This window comes from Fimbriimonadaceae bacterium (genome assembly GCA_019638775.1).
Taxonomy (GTDB): Bacteria; Armatimonadota; Fimbriimonadia; order Fimbriimonadales; family Fimbriimonadaceae; genus JAHBTD01.
The window spans coordinates 858,431-878,533 of the sequence record JAHBTD010000001.1; the positions used below are offsets into that span (position 1 = coordinate 858,431).

General features: G+C 56.8%; 19 protein-coding genes and 1 tRNA gene. 11 read left to right on the forward strand and 9 right to left on the reverse strand.

From position 1 onward, the window contains the following. Positions 1-51: 51 nt before the first annotated feature. From KF784_04015 to KF784_04035, 5 genes are all read right to left on the reverse strand, one after another. Complete coding sequence (locus KF784_04015) at positions 52-591, reverse strand: hypothetical protein (protein ID MBX3118207.1); 540 nt, start codon at positions 589-591, stop codon at positions 52-54. A gap of 42 nt (positions 592-633) precedes the next feature. Next, on the reverse strand, positions 634-1,446 hold the full coding sequence (locus KF784_04020; GenBank protein MBX3118208.1) for a helix-turn-helix transcriptional regulator: 813 nt from the start codon (positions 1,444-1,446) through the stop codon (positions 634-636). Positions 1,447-1,584: 138 nt separating this feature from the next. Further along, on the reverse strand, positions 1,585-2,847 hold the full coding sequence (locus tag KF784_04025) for a PDZ domain-containing protein (protein MBX3118209.1): 1,263 nt from the start codon (positions 2,845-2,847) through the stop codon (positions 1,585-1,587). Positions 2,848-3,104: 257 nt separating this feature from the next. Then, positions 3,105-4,190, reverse strand: a complete 1,086-nt coding sequence (locus tag KF784_04030) for a class I fructose-bisphosphate aldolase (protein MBX3118210.1) — start codon at positions 4,188-4,190, stop codon at positions 3,105-3,107. A gap of 55 nt (positions 4,191-4,245) precedes the next feature. Beyond that, positions 4,246-4,806, reverse strand: a complete 561-nt coding sequence (locus KF784_04035; GenBank protein ID MBX3118211.1) for a hypothetical protein — start codon at positions 4,804-4,806, stop codon at positions 4,246-4,248. Between the two features lie 74 nt (positions 4,807-4,880). Here KF784_04035 and KF784_04040 point away from each other — a divergent pair, with 74 nt between their 5' ends. Next, positions 4,881-5,489: a hypothetical protein gene (locus KF784_04040; protein ID MBX3118212.1), complete on the forward strand. Its 609-nt coding sequence runs from the start codon at positions 4,881-4,883 to the stop codon at positions 5,487-5,489. 124 nt (positions 5,490-5,613) lie between these two features. Here KF784_04040 and KF784_04045 read toward each other — a convergent pair whose 3' ends face one another. Beyond that, positions 5,614-8,853: a PD40 domain-containing protein gene (locus tag KF784_04045; protein ID MBX3118213.1), complete on the reverse strand. Its 3,240-nt coding sequence runs from the start codon at positions 8,851-8,853 to the stop codon at positions 5,614-5,616. A gap of 102 nt (positions 8,854-8,955) precedes the next feature. Here KF784_04045 and KF784_04050 point away from each other — a divergent pair, with 102 nt between their 5' ends. From KF784_04050 to KF784_04085, 8 genes are all read left to right on the forward strand, one after another. Next, entirely contained in the window at positions 8,956-10,173 is a 1,218-nt protein-coding gene (locus tag KF784_04050; protein MBX3118214.1) for a 2-oxo acid dehydrogenase subunit E2, read from the forward strand. Further along, positions 10,170-10,883: a gamma-glutamyl-gamma-aminobutyrate hydrolase family protein gene (locus KF784_04055; protein ID MBX3118215.1), complete on the forward strand. Its 714-nt coding sequence runs from the start codon at positions 10,170-10,172 to the stop codon at positions 10,881-10,883. Before KF784_04050 ends, KF784_04055 begins: the two co-directional genes overlap by 4 nt. After that, positions 10,880-11,314: a biotin/lipoyl-binding protein gene (locus tag KF784_04060; protein ID MBX3118216.1), complete on the forward strand. Its 435-nt coding sequence runs from the start codon at positions 10,880-10,882 to the stop codon at positions 11,312-11,314. Before KF784_04055 ends, KF784_04060 begins: the two co-directional genes overlap by 4 nt. A 711-nt stretch (positions 11,315-12,025) precedes the next feature. Next, complete coding sequence (locus tag KF784_04065; GenBank protein MBX3118217.1) at positions 12,026-13,189, forward strand: sensor histidine kinase; 1,164 nt, start codon at positions 12,026-12,028, stop codon at positions 13,187-13,189. Positions 13,190-13,219: 30 nt separating this feature from the next. Further along, positions 13,220-13,879, forward strand: a complete 660-nt coding sequence (locus KF784_04070) for a response regulator transcription factor (GenBank protein ID MBX3118218.1) — start codon at positions 13,220-13,222, stop codon at positions 13,877-13,879. Beyond that, positions 13,876-14,316, forward strand: a complete 441-nt coding sequence (locus KF784_04075; protein MBX3118219.1) for a hypothetical protein — start codon at positions 13,876-13,878, stop codon at positions 14,314-14,316. Before KF784_04070 ends, KF784_04075 begins: the two co-directional genes overlap by 4 nt. A 94-nt stretch (positions 14,317-14,410) precedes the next feature. Then, complete coding sequence (locus tag KF784_04080) at positions 14,411-14,935, forward strand: hypothetical protein (GenBank protein ID MBX3118220.1); 525 nt, start codon at positions 14,411-14,413, stop codon at positions 14,933-14,935. Between the two features lie 620 nt (positions 14,936-15,555). After that, positions 15,556-15,650 (forward strand) — tRNA-Sec (locus KF784_04085). A gap of 46 nt (positions 15,651-15,696) precedes the next feature. Here the strand turns inward: KF784_04085 and KF784_04090 are convergent. Continuing rightward, positions 15,697-16,437 carry a hypothetical protein gene (locus KF784_04090; protein ID MBX3118221.1) on the reverse strand — a complete coding sequence of 247 codons (741 nt, stop codon included), beginning with the start codon at positions 16,435-16,437 and terminating at the stop codon, positions 15,697-15,699. 87 nt (positions 16,438-16,524) lie between these two features. Here KF784_04090 and KF784_04095 point away from each other — a divergent pair, with 87 nt between their 5' ends. Continuing rightward, the gene (locus tag KF784_04095) at positions 16,525-17,265 is read left to right on the forward strand and encodes an alpha/beta fold hydrolase (GenBank protein MBX3118222.1); all 741 of its coding nucleotides are present in this window, start codon (positions 16,525-16,527) and stop codon (positions 17,263-17,265) included. Between the two features lie 81 nt (positions 17,266-17,346). Here KF784_04095 and KF784_04100 read toward each other — a convergent pair whose 3' ends face one another. Together KF784_04100 and KF784_04105 are read right to left on the reverse strand one after the other, a co-directional pair. Further along, positions 17,347-17,520, reverse strand: coding sequence for a hypothetical protein (locus tag KF784_04100; GenBank protein MBX3118223.1), 174 nt, complete (start codon positions 17,518-17,520; stop codon positions 17,347-17,349). A gap of 75 nt (positions 17,521-17,595) precedes the next feature. After that, on the reverse strand, positions 17,596-18,282 hold the full coding sequence (locus KF784_04105) for a hypothetical protein (protein ID MBX3118224.1): 687 nt from the start codon (positions 18,280-18,282) through the stop codon (positions 17,596-17,598). Between the two features lie 295 nt (positions 18,283-18,577). Between KF784_04105 and KF784_04110 the strand changes: the two genes are divergently transcribed. Next, complete coding sequence (locus tag KF784_04110) at positions 18,578-20,086, forward strand: aldehyde dehydrogenase family protein (protein ID MBX3118225.1); 1,509 nt, start codon at positions 18,578-18,580, stop codon at positions 20,084-20,086. Positions 20,087-20,103: the final 17 nt, after the last annotated feature.

Below are 20,103 nucleotides of genomic sequence, written 5' to 3' on the forward strand. Positions count from 1 at the left end.
AAATGACATCAAAATGATATCAAAGAGATATCATTTTGATGTCATTTGTGGTTAGCCGCTGACCTTCTTCAAAGTCATCTCCATGAATTTGTACCAAAGGTTGCCGTCAAGCTTCACTTCACCTATTTCAACCCATTGCCCCTTCTCATCGAGAGAGATGCTGTACTTGATGTGTCGGTCGTCAGTTTTGATCTCCCAGACGATCGACTTGTCTCCAATTGTCGCCGGGAAGACCCCCGATTGGCCGTTCATCACGTAGGAGCGGATGGTGTAGGCTTTCTTCTCGAGGTCGTAGGACATGACTCCATAGGCGTCGTGTCCAACGATCCCGGTCTTCGTGTCTTTGCCGATTCCTTGGAACGAGACGACCGTACCCCCCGCTCGGGGGTGAACACTTTCTTTCACGGTATAGGTCGAGCGCTCCTGCCCCATCTGGACCCAGCCCGTTCCTTCCCATTCGCCAAAGAGGAAGCTCAGCTTCTTCATGGCTTCGGCATAAGGCCGCCCAGCATCTGCATTCTGCTGAGCAGGAGCTGATAACGAGAGTGCAAGCGCACAAGCGACTGCAAAAAGGCATACGATCTTTGTCATGCTTGCAGTTTACAGACTCTGTGAAATAGCGTCTTGGACAAATCAGACATCACGACGGATGTCGCCGTGGGAGATGTGCTCGATGCAGTGCTTCTCAAACTCGGTGGGGGTGAGGCCAAAGAAGTTCGTGAACTCGCGGACGAGATGCGACTGATCAGCATATCCATGCTCGTTTGCGATCTGCCCCCAGCTTGGCGATACGCCGTCAACAGCGTCAATGGCGGCGGCGCGGAGTCGGCAAATCCGTGCAAATTGCTTTGGACTCAATCCTACTTCGGTGCGAAAAAGGCGAAGGAACTGCCTTTCGCTAAACCCCACGATCGCGCAGATATCGGCGATTTTTGACTGCCCGTGCGACCGCAAAATCTCACTGATGCCGCGAGCGACGTTTCGATCTGGCGGTCGATGAGACTTCAGATGGGCTTCCAGAATCTTGCCGGTCACGCTCGGTATCTGCTCGAAATCTTTGGCATTGACGAAGGCGGGATAAAGCTCCTGATCAAGAGCAGCCGCGACTTCACGAAGCGGCAGGTGACGCTCAAAGAGTTCTCTTCCCGAGACTCCGACAATCGACCGGGCTGCACCGGGCAAGAGCCGCACTCCCCAGAACCGATCTCCGGCACATATGGGGACGCGCAAACTGGTGAGCCGAGGGCCGACAATGGCGCAACCCTGAAACCGTGGGTTTCGGGGGATGTAAGCGATGGAGACGCAGCCATCCACGGGGATGACATGCATGTAACCCTGGGGAAGGTCCGCGCCTGCGGTGAACTCCCAGAAACTGGCGACGCTTCCACTAAGTCCACCTACCGGCGCGATCTCGTGATAGTGCATCGGTAACCCTTGAGCAAGCATGGAATCATTGTATCTCTCGGGCAGCGATGATTCCCGTGTGATTTCGATCCGATGTCGGCGGGCCGATGGGCAAAAAGAAACCGGCTACTCTGATCCGCAGATCGTGAGTAGCCGGATGTGTTTATGAAGAGCTATGGTTTAGTTGCCGCTCTTGCCTTTTGCTTTGAGCAGTTCTATGGCCTTGTCCACTCCAGGATCGGAGCCATCTTGGCCCCCTCCGGCGGCTTCGGCGTCGGGTTGAATGGGATTTCCTTCGAGGCGTGTTCCCATCGCGGTGATGTAGTCCGTCACCGGATACTGCATTTGGAAACCGTGCGGCAATCTTCCGAAGACGGAAGCGAGCACCGCACCTGCCGAACGCGAACCCACGATCACCGCAGAGCGCTGCTCCTTGAGAGCCGCAGCGACGATCTCGGAGGCGCTTGCCGATCCACGGTTGATCAGAACGGCGAGGTTGCCCTTAAAGGAGTCGATTGCTCCTTTGCGCGTTTTGGATTGACGGTCCGACCATTTTGCGATGGCGACCACGTCGGCGGGGTCGCCGCCGGTCTTCTCTTTGAAGTCGTTCGCCATCGTTTTGTTGACGAAGGTGCCCACAACTGTCTCTGGCTCCATGAGCAAGCTGAGGAAGTGGTTCATGTTGTTGACGGCTCCGCCTCCGTTCGAGCGGAGATCAACGATCAGATTCTTCGCCTTGGCGGCTTCCTTCATAAGTTCGTCGATGTTTTTGCGGTCGTAGCCGTTGCTGAACGTCCAAATGCGGATCACAGCCGTGTCGCCATCGACCCACTTCAGCGTTTCGGGGCGGGCGGTCGAGTATGTCTTTCGCTGAACTTCTACATTGCGAGTGGCCCCGTCGGCGGCCTGTACTTTAAGCTTGACGGTTGTGCCTTCGGGTCCGGCCAGATCGGCGTTGCTGGTCGCGGGTTTGCCTTCAATTTCGATGATGATCTCGCCGACCTTCAGTCCAGCCTCTTCGGCAGGAGCCTTGTTGATGACGCTTGTGATCTTGAGGCCCTTGCCTTCTTCGACCTGGGTTTGCAACCCAACGCCGATGGCTCGGGGGCCGTTATCACGAGCCGTCGCGGCTCTGGGTGAGAGGAGGCGGATATGGCTAAATCCGAATTCGCGGAAGGCCCGGTTGAGCGCCGATGCAAAGGCGTTTGCGGTTTCGGCATTGTCGACGGCCTCTTTGTGCTTTGACATGAACTCCGGCCACTTGGTGGCATCGAAGCCAGACGCGAACATACGTCGCTCCATGGTCTCCTGGACCGATTTCAAAATCTCCGCTTTCTGTTCGGCGGTTACCGCAGGATTATTCTCCTGCTGAGCCGGTGGAGTGGTTGGCGGTGATTGTTGGGCCTGGGCAAGGGCTGCGGCACAAATGATAAATAACGGCAAAAGCCGATTCCAAAAAGGAGTTCTGCGGACGTCCATAGCGATATGCTCCCACCTGCGCCGACTGCAGTACAGCGCACTATATGGTTCTGAAAGGATAGTACGCATTCCTGGTGAAGATGTTCACCGGATGTGCTTTTTCGCGTTTTTGTTGCACGGTGGGCGCACGATCACAACCCAGTAAGTCTTGAATGAGTTGGCCCTATAGGACGGATTTGTCCTATAGGGCCTCGTTGATGTTCTTGTGCTGGCGCAGTTGATTAGGCCACTGTGATCTTGTCTTCGAGGTAGACATCCTGGATGGCGTTTAGCAAAGCCACGCCTTCATCAAGCGGCTTCTGGAATGCCTTTCGCCCGGAGATTAATCCCATACCGCCTGCGCGCTTGTTGATAACTGCCGTTTTGACCGCATCGGAGAGGTCGTTGTCGCCCGAAGCTCCACCGGAATTGATGAGCCCGGCGCGTCCCATGAAGCAGTTCGCGACCTGATAGCGGGTGAGGTCGATCGGGTGATCGGAAGAAAGCTCCGTATAGATTCGCTTGTCCATCTTGCCGTAGCTGCTGTCGCCCGAGTTCAAGGCCAGATAGCCGCCGTTGCACTCGGGCATCTTTTGCTTGATAATGTCGGCCCCAATGGTGACGCCGAGGTGGTTGGCTTGACCGGTGAGATCGGCGGAAAGGTGGTAATCCTTGTCCTTCTTGAATGCGTTGTTGCGGAGATAGCACCAGAGGATTGTCGCCATGCCAAGCTCGTGGGCGTGAGCGAAGGCCTCGGCGACTTCGACGATCTGTCGCCCGGATTCATCGCTGCCGAAGTAGACCGTCGCGCCGACGGCGACCGCGCCCATGTCGTATGCCTGGTCGATGGTGCCGAACATGATCTGGTCGGCCTTGTTTGGATAGGTCAACAGCTCGTTGTGGTTGATCTTGACGATGTAAGGAATCTTGTGGGCGTATTTGCGGGCGGTCATTCCGAGCACGGCAAAGGTCGAAGCCACGGCGTTGCACCCGCCTTCAATCGCGAGCTTGACGATGTTCTCGGGGTCGAAATAGTCGGGATTCTTGGCAAAGCTCGCTCCTCCGCTGTGCTCGATGCCCTGGTCTACGGGAAGGATGCTCAAGTAGCCGGTGCCACCAAGGCGTCCGTGCTCGTACATCGCCTCAAGGCTGCGCATCACGCGGTTGTTGCGGTCCGTTTCTTTGAAAATCCGATCCACAAAATCGGGGCCGGGCAAGTGCAGACGTGACTTGTCTACAGTCGCACATCGGTGATTCAGCAGGGAATCGGCATCTGAGCCGAGCAGTTCGACCAAGCGGTCGTATCCAGTCATTGCAACGCTAGCCATGGGTGATCTCTGTACTATATTTTGGCGGATTCTTTGGGCAAGCTTGGGAATTCGTCTATTCTTCGGTGGAATCGAGCTTTCCGCCTAGGGCTTCGAGCGCGCCTTTGAGGTCGGCAACTGCCACACCGATGAGGTCAGACAGTCCCTTTCCGGCGTAGTTGGGGTTCTCCTCTTCGAACCCGGACGCAATTCCTTGGGCGTCTTCGAGGTTGTGGATCGAGTCGTTAATCGCCTGGATCGCTTTCGTCCTTATTGCTTCATACTCCGCGAGCTTGGCTTTGATCTCCTCAACGGGTGGGGGGTCCGTTGCGAAGTCGGAAATCTGCGCGCCCGCGCTGTCGATGAAATCGAGAACCTCGGCAAGTCCTTCCTTGACCGCGCCGGAGGACTTCGACTCGGCATCCGTTGCCTTTGCCAAGGCTTCCGCAATCGACTCCGAGGCCGCATTAAGCTGGAACGCGGCTGATCGAAGCTGCTCTTGCAGCTTTGCCTCGGGAGTCATGGGCGTATCGGTAACTTCGGATGTCCCGCTGCTGGTGTGTTTTTCCACGGTCGTCTTGCCCTGACATCCGACCAGCAAAGAACCCACAAAAAGGATTGCGATAAGCCACTTCACAACGGCACAAAGGGTACCTCTTGCTTTGGGGACTTCAAGGGCCGAATGCAACCCATGTGCGTAAAATAGGTTAGGTGGAACGCTTAACGTCGGAGCAGATGCAGGAGGTCTTGGCGCGGGCTGAAGAGATTCGGCGGCAGGAGGAGGCCAAGATCGAGTGGACCAATGAGCTTGAGCAGTGGGTTCACGCAGCCGAGGAAGCGGGAATCTCGCGCCCGACTTTGGAGCAGGCCCTTCGCGAAAGGTTCTCTCTTTACGGTTCGACGTTAGAGCCTGGAGAGCATGTCTTCGCCAAGTCGAAGAACGGTCGCTTTTATGCTGCAAAGCTCCTGAGCTTAGAAGAGAGCGTTGCCAAGGTCGAGTTTGTGAGCGGTGGGGAGTGCAGGCTGCCGATTTCTGAACTTCGCCCCTTTAGCCTGCTTCCCGGTGAAAAGGTGGAGTGTGATTGGGCGAACTGGGGTTGGTGGACGTGCACGGTGACCAGCTACGACAAGAACCTTATGAAGGTTTATGCGAACGACGGTTGGGGGACGACGCAGGGGTTTGACATCTCCCAAGTTCGCTTGAACGTTCCCGAACCGGGCAAAACCTCCTTCGCGAGTCGGTTTGGGCTTGTTGTGGGGCCGTTGCTTGCGGGGACAGCCATTGGCACCCTCATCACTTGGTTGGTGATGAGGGGGTGAGAGTAGCTAGGAGCTATGAGTAAGTAGCTGGGAGCGGGGAGCTATGAGCCGATCTTTCTTACTCATAGCTGCTCACTCCTAGCTCCTAGCTAATTACGCCCAGCTCCCAGCTACTAGCTGCCAGCTACTTCGGGGGGTCGTGCTTCTTCGCATCGCTGGGTGGGTCTTGCCGTTTCACTCGCTCGATCGGATTCTTCAACAAGTCTGCTTTGAGGATCTCGATCGCCTTGTCGATTTGAGGGTCGCGGCCTGCCAAGAACGAAGCGGTGTCGTCCATCACGTAGTTCTTGGGGATGAAGCCAGTGCCGTCGGGCAGCCATTTGCCGTCGGGTGTGAACGATCCGGCTTGGACAGTGCTGACGCTGCCGCCGTCGATGGTTGAGAACCCTCCAACGGCTGCGTAGCCGCCCCAGGTTTTGGAGCCGACGATTTGGCCCATCTTCAGCCAATCGAACATCGTGCAGAAATACTCGCCATCGGAGCTGGTGCCCTGATTGCAGAGCACAGCCACCCGTCCGGCGAAGTATCCGGGGTGAAAGGCGTTGAGCGCACCATAGCGGCTTTGGTCGTATTCCACGATGGCGCGTCGCAGCTTTTCGATGATCATCATCGAGGTGATTCCGCCTGAGTTGTGGCGAACGTCGACGATGAGGGCGTCCTTGTCGAGATTCGCGAAGAACTGCTTGACGAACTCATCGACGCCACCGTTGCCCATGTCGGGGAGATGGATGTAGGCGAAGTTTTCGCCTCCGTTTCGGATCGTGTACTCGCGGTTTTTGTTCACCCAATGCGCGTCGCGTTGAGCCGAGTCGCTGCGAAGGGCTTTGATGCGGATGGTCCTTGCCCCCTCCATTGTGGGCGCGGAGTTCACGGTGAGGGTGATGACTTTGCCCGCTTGCTCAAGAAGGTACATGTTCGGATCGATGTCTCGGCTTAGCTCATTGCCGTTGATCGCCAAGAGGTAATCGCCGACGTTGACATTTAGTCCGGGCTCCATCAGGGGCGAACGCGTCTCGGGGTCGTAGCCATCACCCTCAAAGATCGCGGTGAATTTGTAGGCTTTGTCCACGATGTTCCAATCGAAGTCGGCCCCAATCGCGGCAATGGGCGATGACTGCTGCCCTCGTGGGCGCGAATAGCCGCCGCCAACAAACTCGTGAGAGACGTTCATCTCAGCGATCATCTCGCCGATGATCTCGTTGAGCTCGAAGCGGGCTCCAACAGCGGGAAGAAGCGCTTCGTACCGTTTTCGGATGGCTTCCCAGTCTTGGCCGTGCATTTTGGGGTCGTAGAAGGTGTCTCGCTGCTGACGCCATGCCGAATGCAGAATCTGCTTCCACTCCATTTCCGGCTCGACTTGGACTCGCCACCCGGCTAGGTCGACGCGGCCTTGGGCGGGACTGACGGGCATGCCGAAGTTGCCGATTTGGATGTTTGTGGGGCTGTGAAGGATGGCGATTTTGCGTCCGTTGGTCGAGAGGTCGTAGGCCCGGACCCCTTGAGAGAACTCCGATTCGTCTTTGTCGGCGAGTTCGAAGTACATCAGGGTTCCTTCTTTGATGTAGAGCACTCCCCCGCGAACCCCCGCGACCTGATTGAAGGAGCCGGGTTCGATGGGGAGTTCGATCAGGCGCTTTTGGATGCCGTCAAGGTCGATCTTTACGGCATTTGAATCTGCGGGAGCGGCCTGCTCATCTCCTTCCTCTTCGTCTTCGTCGGCCTTTTTCCCACCGATCGGCGGCTCTTCATCGCTCTTGACGGCGAATGGGGAGGGGGTGGACTTTGCGAGCGTGACCAAGAACAGCTTGTCGGTGTTCTGATAGTTCATCTGGAAGTCTTTTGCGTCCCATTCGCCTGCGATGTTTCGTGCGCCGACGAAGTAGAGATACTTGCCTTCGGGGCCCCAGGTTGGGGAGGTGTCGGTGGTTGGGGCGTTGGTGATTCGGGTTGTCTGCTTGGTTTCAAAGTTGTAAAGGAAGATCGCACTCTGGTTGTTTCGCTCGCCCATCCCGAAGGCTATCCATTTGCTGTCTGGCGAGAAGCTGTATCCGGCGATGCCGTATTCGCTTTGGGCGATTTGGGTGAGGGCGAGGCTTTCGATATCGACCGACATCAGCTTTTGATCGAGGGTGGTGAAGGCTATCGACTTTGAATCTCTTGACCAGATGATGTTCGAGGGCATCATGCCCTTGTACTTCGTGATCTGTTTGGGTTCGCCGGAGCCATCGCCGGGGGTTGCCCAGATATTCCAATCTCCATCGCGGTCGGAGATGAACGCGATCCACTTGCCGTCCGGTGACCATTCCGGCTCTTGGCTTGCCGTGCCGATCAGTGGGGCTATCGTGCGAATCTCGCCCTCTTCGGCGGGGACGCTAAAGAGCTGGCTCCTTCCCGCAATGACGAGTCGTTTTCCGGTCGGGCCGATGCTGAAGCCTTGAATTGAACCGGCGACGCTGTGGGGGCGGACGTGGATGCGGTCGGTGCTGAGTTTAAGCTTGACTTTTGTGTTTGCGTTTGTTGCCGGGTCGTAAACAAAGAGATCATCGCCGAATTGGTAGATGATCCGCTTTCCGTCCGACGACGAAGGAAACTTCACATCAAGACCGGTGTGGCTGGTCAGCTTTTGAGAACGCGCTGTGGCGGGATCGAGCTTGTAGAGATTCGCCGAGCCGTCCTTCTCCGAAACGTAGTAAATCGAACTCCCGAGCCAAACCGGATACTGCTCGTTGATGGCGTCGGTGGTGACTCTTTGAAATGTGTTGCGCTGGAGATCGCCGATATAGATGTCGTTTGCAAGACCGCCTTTGTAGCGCTTCCATCGGTGATTGTCGAGATTGTTGAGGCAATAGGCGAACCGGTTGCCGTCGGGCGCGAAGGAGGCCTGGGCGGCATATTCCATGGGCAGTGGTGTCGGAAAGCCCCCGCTTACGGGGACTTTGAACAGCCGCTGACCCCGGATCGGCATGAGATGCGAGGAGCGATAGACGATGCTCTTGCCGTCGGGGGTCCAAGAAACCATCGTTGCGCCGGTGGGATCGTATGTTACACGCCGTGGCGCACCGCCGTCGATGGGCATTACGTACACTTCGGTGTTGCCGTCGTACTGTCCGGTGAAGGCGATCCACTTGCCGTCGGGCGAGAACTTCGGGAAGATCTCATTCCCTTCGTGAATGGTGATGCGATGGGCCTCTCCCGAGGAGAGCGTTCCCAGCCAGATATCACCTTCGGCACAGAAGGTGACCCTGTCGCCTTGGATGTCGGGCATACGAACCATTCGGCGAGGTTCGATTTGGGCGAATGCCGTGGCGACAAATAGGCACGAAAAAGCGATTGCGGCGGTGCGTTTCAACATTCCTGAGCGCATATCGCGAGCGTACTCCAAGCAGTGCCGATAGTACGCCTTGGTAAGTCCAATGTGTCAAACTATTGCAACGTTCGCGACGACGCGAAAAAGGGTCAGAAATCTATGCCGATCATTTCCGTGCGCATTCCTCAAATGGGAGAGGGCTTGCAAGAAGCCCGACTCGTGGCTGTTCTCAAGCAACCTGGCGAGCAGATCAAACGTGACGAGCCGATTTACCAAATGGAGACCGACAAGGCCGTCATGGACGTCGAGTCGCCCTACGAAGGAACGCTGATCGGCTGGACAGCCGAAGTGGATTCGATTCTTCCTATTGGGGCGCCCGTTGCCAAGATGGAAGTTGCCGAAGGCACGCGTGAGATGGAAGTCCACGGTGGCCCGGCTGACGAAGCCGTTGCCGCTACTGCCGATTCCGCAGCGGCGACCGCCGAACCGGCGACCGCAGCAGGAGCGCGAAACGCGATGATCCCGCCGCGCACTCGTGCTTACGCGAAGGAGAAAGGGATTTCCGATGACGTTCTGGGAACGATCTCATCGCGGTCGGGCAAGCTTATGCCCAGCGATATCGATGCGTTCTTGGAAGGTGGAGATGATTCGGGCGCGGTCACACCGGTGGCGTCGGGGGTCGGTGGAAAGTTTGTCGAGGAGGCCGTGGCCCCTGCACAGCGGCTTTTGGCTTCACGTCTCGTTCGGGGAACTCAGCTTGTCGTTCCTGGCACCATCAGCGTTGCGGCTGTATGGGAGTCGATTGAGCGAGTTCGGGCGATTTATAAGTCCTCGGGAGACGAGTTCCAGCCCTCTGCCTTTACGATGTTCGCCTACGCGGTTGCTCAGGCCACCAAGAAGTTTCCGTCGTTCCGATCAACCCTGATCGGCAACGATGTACTGCGCACCTATCAGCACGTCAATATCGGCATTGCGGTGGCGCTCCCTGGTGATGAACTGGTGCTGGCAGTGGTGCAGGAAGCCGACAAGATGGACTTCCGAACCTTTGGCGAAGAGTGCCGACGCGTTATCAAACTGGCCCGCGAAGGTCAGGACCAAGCCAACGAGTCGGTGACCATCAGCCTTACGAACATGCAGCACTACGGCTTGCGCGATGCGGTGCCGGTGGTCGTTCCGCCATCGGTAGGAACGCTCTTCCTTGGCGAAGTCTATAACGGTCTCGACAACGATTCGGTCGATACGATCTCGATGAAGCGAACCGTGAACCTCGCGCTCACCTTTGACCATCGTGTCATTAACGGCGTTGGTGCGGCGGAGTACCTGCAAGCGATCAAGACGAATGTCGAAACGGCCTTGTCGGTCGTGCCTGGACCATGAAGCCCATCATCGGAATCACTGTCGATTGCCGGTACAAACCCGAAGACGCTCGCACTCACGGCGACTTTAAGCAGAACTGGAACTATCCAGAGATGATCGCCGAGGCGGGCGGTGTCCCTTTTGTGATTCCCCCGATGGCGGACATGAACGAGGTCGCGCAAATCATCGACGGTTGGATGATCCCCGGTGGTGACGATATGAACGCCAGTCGGTTTGGCGAGGAGAACCACCCTAAGGTTGTGCTCCAAGACCCGAAGCGATATGACGCCGAAGCCGCGCTTTGGGAGGCCGTCCCTTCGGAGATGCCAGTGCTCGGGATCTGCTATGGATGTCAATTCCTGAATGTCGTTCGGGGCGGGACGCTGATACAGCACTTGCCCGACGTCGTCCATCACGAAAATCACTCGGGTGGGACGCTTGAAACGATCTCTTTGAAGGTGGGCTCCAAGACGGCTCAAGCTGTCGGCACAACGACCCCGAAGGGCAAGAGCTACCACCATCAAGCCGTTGGCAGACTTGGCGAGGGTCTTGCCGTTTCGGGCTGTCACGAAGATGGAACGATTGAGGCGTTTGAAGCCACAGATCGGCCTTGGCTGATCGCGGTGCAATGGCACCCTGAGCGAACCCCAGACGATGCGGAGACGAAGCATCTGTTCCGCGCTTTTGTGGAAGCGGCTATGGCTTATAAGACAGGCAAGGGGTCGGCATGAAGAGGATTGTCAACGAAGTGGAGATGGAGCTTGCCGAAGGCGCGAACATGACCGTCTCTCAAGCCACTGACCGATTGCTCGTCAAGACACCCGAAGGCACATTTTCAGCGCTCGCTTCGACGGTTGGCGATACGACATACGTGTCTTATAAGGGCCGCCAGTACAAGGTCGAGAAAGCCACGCGAAGCCGTGCGCTGAAGAGCGCTGGCAACGGAGAGACACATGCACCGATGCCTGGGCTCATCGTCGAGGTCTTCGTTCAGGCAGGGCAGAGCGTGGTGAAAGGGGACAAACTGGTCGTGCTTGAGGCGATGAAGACGCAACAGACGTTCACGGCGGCTTTTGACGGCACCGTGTCTGAAGCTCCCGTTGGAGCGGGGGAACAGGTCGTCGAGGGCCAGCTTCTGGTCAAAGTCGAAGTGCCTTCATAATTTACTGTCCGCCTGCTGTTGCGCCCGTAAGCATCTTACTATGCATCAAATGGAATATCAATGACCGTATTAAGGAGCAAAGTGTTCGTACCCTTAGATGTTGTGACTTTTTGTATACAGCTCTATCTTTGGCTCTATGTAAGCAGGGAATATGAAATTGATGTATCGCTGTATTGCACTGCAATACTTTTCGTAGGATTCTTTGTGCTTATCAATAGCGTGTTGCGAGACTACTCACAATTATTGAGGTTTTTATCAGCTTTGTTTCATTTTTCGGCGATAAATATTGCAACCTTCTTGGCAATTTATCCCTTGCTTTTCATATCGAAAAGTAGCGAATCCTTGACGAGAACGCTGTTTGGAAATCAGTCCGGTGATTTTGCCTTTGGCCTTATCTTGCTTTCCTTCCTTGCGTTACCGTTTTTTTCTATAGTTTGTTTGGTCGCATTTACAATGATAAAGAACTTGGTCGGCTCCTCTTAACCGAAGCCATGCGCTTCGGTCTTTTTTTGATGCCTAGTTAGATATTTTCGGGCATCAGGCTGACGAGGCGCATTTACGATGCCGGGAGGTCTTGCGTCAGTCAGCTATCCCTTGGACTTTTGAGCCGATTTTGAGAATCGGTTCACCCTCCCTGTTCACTCCGATGAGCCAGAGCATGCGCTTCTCCGGAATGGCGAATGGCAAATATGCGCTACGCTATTTGGAAGGATGCGGTCACAAACAGCGACTCTGCTTGAGCACTACTCCCCTTTCCAGCCCGGCAGTCGGCTGGAACGGTTGCTGCTGGTTCACTATTGGCTGTGCGTTCCGTTTGGCGCGTTGTGGGTGCTGTGGCCGCATACGTTTGGGAGAACCCGCGACGTTGTCGAGATCGCGGCGATGCGGCACTTCTACATCATCGTCTTTATCACACTTTGTCTGCGCACGTATTTGAGCTATCGAAAAGTCAGTTGGCGAGGCTGGCTCTATATCTGGCCGGTGATCGATGCCGGGTTCATCACGGCAGCCAGCGTGATTGCCTACACCGAGCCGGACAGTTGGATCGTCGTTCTGTACATCCTGCCGATCCTCCAGGCTGCTGCCACGCTTGATCTGCGGTGGGCTTTGACGGTTGCCGTTCTGAGCGCCGTCTTTTGTGGCGGAGCGGTGGGGTTCAGCGACTTTCAGCATGTCTACTTTGCGTTTCGGCTCTTCTTCCTGATCTTGATGGCTTCCCTTTTTACGCGCCTGGTTCGGGAGATCGCCAAGGGGCGGCAGGAGCTGGCTGTATCGCAATACCGCAACGAGATGTCGGTGGAGATGCACGACGGGCTGCAGCAGTATTTGGGGGCGATATCGATGCGTCTGGAGTTCGCCCGCAGTTGGCTGAGCAAGGACCCGGCCAAGGCGGCAGAGATCGCCATTGAGCAACAGGAGGTTGCACGGCAGGCCTCTGACGAATTGCGGATGATGGTTCGACGGATGCGGACGCCGCTGCTCGGACAGGGTTTGGTTGAGGCGTTGCGCTATTTATGCTCCCTCTCGGCTCAGCGGTTGGACATCCCTGTAGACCTGGACACGCCTGCCGAGCTGCCGTCTATGCCCGCGCCGACTGAGCACGCCGCTTTGCGGATTGTTCAGGAGGCGCTGAATAATGCGGCCAAGTACGCTCAAGCCCATCGAATCGAGGTTAAGGTGCGGGCAACGGGCAGTTCAGTGGGCATCGAGATTCGGGATGATGGCGTGGGATATGACCCCAAGATCGCGACTGGCGATAAGGGTATCGGGCTGCAAACGATGCGTGAACGTGCCGAGGCGGTTGGGGGAAGTTTGAAGATCGAAACGGCTCTGGGCAAGGGAACTTGCGTGCAGGTACAGGTCCCTCTGGCCTGACCGGCGCAGATCAGGCCCTATAATACGAGCATGCCCGAAAAGATTCGCGTCGTGGTTGTCGAAGACGAACCGCTTTTGCGCACCACCTTGGTTCAGCTCTTGGGGCAAGAGCCGGACATTGAGGTTCTCGCTTCGGTGTCGAACGGATTGGACGCGGAAAAGATGGTTGACGCGATCAAGCCGGACGTGGTTTTGATGGACCTCCAGCTCCCTGGACAGTCGGGAATCGAAGCTACTCGGAATCTGATCGAGAGCGGGTGCAAGGCCGCCATCGTTGTGCTGACGCACTTGAGCGATGACGACAGTCTGTTTTCTGCGATCAAAGCGGGGGCGGTCAGTTATGTGCTCAAAGACGCCAGCCTGCCGCAGATCGCCGAAGCTGTGCGCGGGGCAGCCACGGGAGAGGGTTTAATTTATCCGACGCTCGCGCCGAGAGTCCTTGCCGAATTTAGGCGAGTCGTCGACAAGCCAGAGAAGCAGCGAGAGATCTTTCAGGCGCTAAGCCGACGCGAGGTTGAAGTGCTGGAACTGATTGCTATGGGGAGGCGTAACAAGGAGATTGCCGATGCTCTCTTTTTGAGCGAGCGCACGGTGAAAAACCACGTTGGCAGCATCCTTCGCAAGCTGCAGGCCAATGACCGCACAGAGGCTGCGTTGATTGCCACTAAACACGGACTTGGAAAATCATGAGAATCCTGACCTTTTTGTTTGCCATTGCTCTGCTGACCCTTTTTGTGGGCTGTGGCTCGGCCACCAAGGCCAGTAAGTCCACGCCAACCGCTGCCAAAGGGGATATCGTGGGAGAGTGGGTTGAAACGAGCCATCCCGAGCGCACACGCAACTTCGTCTTGCGTCCCGATGGAACCTACGATGAGAAGCTTGTGTTCAAGTCGGCTCCTGACGATATGCTGGAGATGGAGGGCACTTACGAGCTCACCGAAGATTCGCTCATTCTTACGGCGATTACAGGTCGGCGGACCGTCGCTGGGGCGCTGGAAGAGCGCAATCCCAACCCTACGCCATTCGGGGGCAAAATCGAGTGGAAGAATGAGGATGAAGTTGTCATTACCGTGGAAGGTGGCAATAAGATGGCCTGGAAACGCAAACCCAAGGCACCAGCGAATTAGCTAGCTTTTCAGCAATTCCGACAGGAACCCCTTCATAAGTTGGGCCGTCTATACCGACAAATGCAGTATCCGACCGTGGCTTTGGAGGTTGGAAATGAACCATGAGCACCACGACCATGAATTACTAACTGAGTTCTTCCGCGATGCGGTTCACACGTCGATGCACGAAAAGCTGGGCGTGACCGTTACGGAAGACCTTGAGAACTATGTCGCGCATATGTTGGCGAACTTTCTCCACCGCGACGATATCTTTGCCATCAAAGACGCCGCTGGGCGACGCCTTGAATCGCTTGCGGAAATGCTGGCTGAGGGCGATGTTCGCCTTAATGCAAACTCCTTCGACCGTGAACGGCAGGTTCACAAGCACATGGGGGACTTCTTGCTTTTCTGGTCCGGTTTGTTCCCGGAATCGTTGGACAAAATCCACGGCTTGCTCGGTGAGAACAAGGTTGTTGAGGCCGTCTCCCTGGGTCGGTTTAGCTATGATGTGGTGAGTTCTTTTGACCATAAGCCGTACGATGCCGAAGCGCCGACGTTTAAGCGTTTGAGTGATGAGTTTGAGATGTTGCGGCTTGGGCTATCTGTCCTGCGCAAAGACTTTAAGGGGTTTGCGGCTTAGTAGATTTCTCACAGAGGCGTAGATGGTGTGGGAGAGCAACGCTCCGTCGTTGCCGTGCAGCCATACGACTGCGCAGGCAGTGATGCCTGCACCACAACCGGTTGGACAGGCTTTGCGACTTGGCGACTTTGCGAGAAAAGGAAAGTCACGCAGAGGCGCAGAGTTCGCAGAGACCTCAACCCAATCTTTGCGTCTTTTGCTTGCTTTGCGTGAATCAAGGATAGCCACTTCTCACGAAGGCACCAAGAACCACAAAGGCTCAAAGAAGATTTTTGACGAGCGCGGGTGTAGGGGAGGGCAACGCTCTGTCGTTGCCGGACAACACTCAGCATAGTCTCCACCCTAAGGAGGGCGGAGACATGAAAGCGGATTTCTCACAGAGCGCACGGAGCACCACAGAAGCACAGAGAGTTTGGGAGGGCGACGCTCCGTCGTTGCCAAGCAACACTCAGCGTAGTCTCCACCCTATGGAGGGCGGAGACATGAAAAGGGATTTCTCTCAGAGCGCACGGAGTATCACAGAGACACAGAGGGTTTTGGGAGGGTGACACCACGACGGCACTGGCAGGGGCGCGGCTCCACATTCTGGCTCTGGATTTGTTTGTGGGGTAAAACCAGCCGGGAGCGAATGGGTGCTGGTGTGCCCCGCGGTCTTCAAAACCGTTTGTGGCGTCTTTGGGCGCCGGGTGAGTTCGATTCTTACACGCTCCCGCCAAAGCTCCTCTTGAATTGGGCAAGCCTATGCGCGACACAACTGCCTTCTAAGACTTTTCGTGGATGACATCGGTTGTCTCTACAGGCTCTGAGATGCGCGATTGGACCGACGCGGCAGTTTGCACGTTGGGCTCGACGACCACGCTGTCTTTTACCGCCGACTCTAGGTCGCTTGCTATCCTGTGCGCTTCGCGACGATTGGCTTTTAGCCCTCCGGCAAGCCAGCCGATACAGGCGGCGGCTCCAGCCGCGAGAATCCCAACTCCGACACCGGCAAGCTGCCCTTGGGCGACCATGATCGATCCGAAAACTCCGGTCGTGAATGCGGTGGTAAAGGCGTAGACCGCCGCTAAGGACGGCACGGAAGAGACCTTGATCCGCGTTCGGCCATTTCTTGACGAGACCGAGATGTTGGTCACCGAAGTCACGGAGGACACCTTGGCGGAGAGGGTTTTTCCGACCTGGGTTGGCAGGGGGTTTGCCCCAGGTTTCGGGAGTTTGGAAGCCACGATGTCAAAGTTTTGAGGGTCGATTTCGCCTTTGACGACCCAGTCGATGTCTGTGCCGAATCGCCACCGTTTCTCGCTTGTTTCGGACTTGCGCTGTGCCTCCGAGATCGCCTGTTCCAGGTAGATCGGCGAGACGCCAATCTCCTTGGCAACCTTTAAAAGCTCATCTTTGGTGACTCCTGGGGAGTAGCCCGCGCTGTCGCCCGCTTCTTGCATCTCGACCGCTCGCTGGACGATTTTTGTCACCTCGGATTCGCTGAAAATGTCGTTCTCACGCACGGTCTCATTATAGCGGTGGGGGCCTAAGATTCGGGGCGAACTGCCTGCGGCGGCGAGTGACCCCAAGGACAAACCACAATAGAGTTCATGCTGCTTGAGATGGCCCTTTCTCTCGTCCTTGGTGCGCCAACGCCCACCGCGGTGATGATCCACGGTGCAGGCGGGGGCGGCTGGGAATACATTCAGTGGAAGCCGGTTTTTGAGAAGGCCGGGTATCGGGTGGTGAGTCCTGACCTTGTCCCTGTGAAAGGCGGCTATGCGAAGACGACCTTTGATGATTACGTTCGGCAAGTGGAGACTTGGTCCAAGGACGCCAAGGGTCCGGTGGTGCTGATTGGCGCGAGCATGGGCGGTCCGCTAGCGCTGAAGGCCGCAGAGACGGTCAAGCCTGCGGCGGTCATCCTCATCAACGGGGTGGCTCCGGCGGGGGTTGGCCCAGCCCGCAAGCCAAGAAGTTTTCCGGCAATTGTGGAGTGGGAGGGCGGCCCGCGGCAAGACTCGGCGGACGCTATGCCCGACAGCACGGAGGAGATGATTGACTACGCTTGGCCCCGATGGCGGAACGAGTCGGGTGCGGTGATGACGTCGCTGTCGGAGGGGGTTCCTTGTAAGAAGCCGAGGTGTCCGGTGCTCGTGATGATCGGGGAGAAGGATTCGGACATTCCTCCGGCAATGAGCCGGGCGGTGGCGAAGTGGGCGAAGGCAGATGCGAGGAGCTATGCTGGGATGTCGCATGTGGGGCCGCTCTTGGGTAGGCGGGGTGCCGAGGTTGCGGGGGATGCGGTGGCGTGGTTGAAGAAGAAGGGCGTCCCGGCGAAGTCGCAGTGAAAGGGCGTTCCTTTCACGCAAAGCTCGCAGAGTTTGGGCTGAGGTCTCTGCGAACTCTGCGCCTCTGCGGGAGCTTGCACTTTATTTCTCGCAAAGGCGCAAAGACACAATGCGTGTCCAGTCGGTTGTGATGTAGGCGTCCTTGCCTGCACAGTTGTCTTGTTGAACGGCAACGACGAAGCGTTGCCTTCTCTGCCCGACGTCGGTCACAGTTGTGAAAGCCCGAATATATTCGAGCACTCCCAAAAACGGCATCAACGGAGTGATGCCCTCCCTGCGAAAGTCGCCGCTGTGAAAGCTCGAATAAATTCGAGCACTCCCAAAAAGCGCTCAAAGCTGCCAGGTCATCACTAATCGAAGGCGGTTGCCCTGTTTGTCTGTGCCGACTCCGTAAGTCGCCACGAAGCGAGAAGGGCCAAAATCGTAACCCACGGTCGGGCCGATCCAGTTCTCTTTGTCGGTGAAGCTGCCGAATGCTTCGCCCCCAAACCAATGGTTTCGCTCGGCAGTAAAGGCCGCGCCCAGGCTATAACCCCATTCCACCGGCTTCCTTTTGGCCATCGCACGCTCAGCGATCAGGTTTGCCGAGACAATAACATCTGCGTTCGGATGGTAAGAAAGGATCAGCTTGCCCTCAAGCTCATAAGGCTCGCCCTTCTCCTTTGTCACTTCGAAGTAAGCGGCGGGCATGATCTTGCCGATCTCGGCTTCGCCGAATCGATATCGGTTTTCGAGCTTCCAGCCCTTCACCTCGGTTTTACCGTCCGCCCTCTCAAAAAGAAGATACGGCGCGATCGTATATCGGTCGGTCACACCATATTCCAGTTCGGCGCGGCCCTTCCATCTGCCGCCGCTCCCGGTTTGCGTGTACCAAATCTCCAACTCCTTCATGCCTTGAGGAGTCGTGTACCACGAGTATGTAAAGGCGAAGCGCCGGACGTCGGCTTGGGACTTGGCGGAAAGCCCGCCCACAAATAGCGCCGCAATGATTGCGCCGAAAATAGTTGTTTTCCTCATTTGCTTTTCACCGCCGAAGTTGGCGGACACCGGGGAGAATTGTGTCGGAGCGGGACTGGAGTGCATTTAACGATGCTAACGATCTCAATCCATACATGACTTTTTTGTATAGATAATGAGGTTGAGCGTTTTCGTTGGAATGGGGGTCAATGGTGAGTCGGGCCAGTTGGACAACCCCACCCCTTTATCCCCTCCCCCTAAGACTTCGTCCATGGGGAGGGGAGTGTGATCTGCACTCTCCCGAAACGCCAGAACGCCTAACGCTCAAGGCCTCTCCCCAGGTACACCTATGAGCATGTCTGCACACCAAGACTTACTGAACCGCCTCATCCCCAACCTTTCCGCCTTTTCCGGCTCCGACCTGACCGTCACTTCTCCCATCGACGGCGCGGAGCTTGCCAGACTGAAGCTGGACACTAAGGCCGAGGTGGACGCCAAGATCGCCAAGAGCGTGGAAGCGTTCAAGGCTTGGCGCGAGGTTCCGGCTCCGCATCGGGGCGAACTGGTGCGGCGGCTTGGCGAGAAGCTAAGAGCACATAAAGAGGATTTGGCTGTTCTGGTCACGATGGAGTGTGGAAAGCTCCTTGAGGAGGGCCGGGGCGAAGTCCAGGAGATGATCGACATCTGCGACTTTGCCGTTGGGCTCAGCCGCCAGCTTTACGGCCTTACCATTCAAAGCGAGCGCAAAAACCATGCGATGCACGAGAATTGGCTCCCGCTCGGGCCGGTCGGGATCATCAGCGCGTTCAACTTCCCCGTCGCGGTGTGGTCGTGGAATGCAAGCTTGGCGCTGGTCTGCGGCGACTCCTGCCTTTGGAAGCCCAGCGAGAAAACTCCCCTCACGGCTCTTGCCTGCCAAAGCCTGTTCGACGAGGTTTGTCGCGGTTTTGAAGGGGCTCCAGACGCCTTGAGCCAAGTCATTCTTGGCGTTGCCGAGCAGGGCGCGCAAATGGTGGATGACCACCGAGTGCCGCTCATCAGCGCGACCGGATCGACCCGAATGGGCAGCATCGTCGGGCCGAAGGTTGCGGCGCGGTTTGGCCGTTCGCTGCTGGAGCTTGGCGGCAATAACGCGATCATCGTCACACCATCGGCAGACCTGAACGTTGCGATTCCGTCGATCCTATTCGGTTCCGTCGGCACGGCGGGCCAGCGCTGCACCAGCACACGGCGCGTGATCGTCCACCGAAGCCTGATTGACAAGGTTTTTAGCACGCTCAAAGACGCCTATCTGCAGATCGGATCGACCAAGGTTGGGAATCCACTTGAAGCCGGAACGCTGGTGGGGCCGCTCATCGACAAAATGGCTTTTGACGGGATGCAGTCCGCCCTTGCGCGAATCCAGAATGAGGCGATGGAGGTTGTGGGCGGAGAGCGGGTCTTGAGCGACAAATTCCCGAACGGCTACTACGTGCATCCCGCGCTGGTGCGGCTGGAGAAGCAGTCGGAAGCGGTCTTTGCCGAGACCTTCGCGCCGATCGCTTATGTGATCCCTTACGACACGCTTGAGGAGGCGCTTGAGATTCATAACGCTGTTCCGCAGGGGCTTAGTTCGGCGATCATGACGACGGACGTCCGCGACGCCGAATACTTCAAACGCAACAGCGATTGCGGCATTGCGAATGTGAATATCGGTACGAGTGGAGCCGAGATCGGCGGGGCGTTTGGCGGGGAAAAAGAGACCGGCGGCGGGCGAGAGTCGGGCTCGGATGCGTGGAAGGCGTATATGCGACGGCAAACCAGCACGACGTTCTACGGTCGGGAGAAGCCTGCGCTGGCGCAGGGGATTAAGTTTGAGGTGTAATTAAAGCCCCCTCCTTG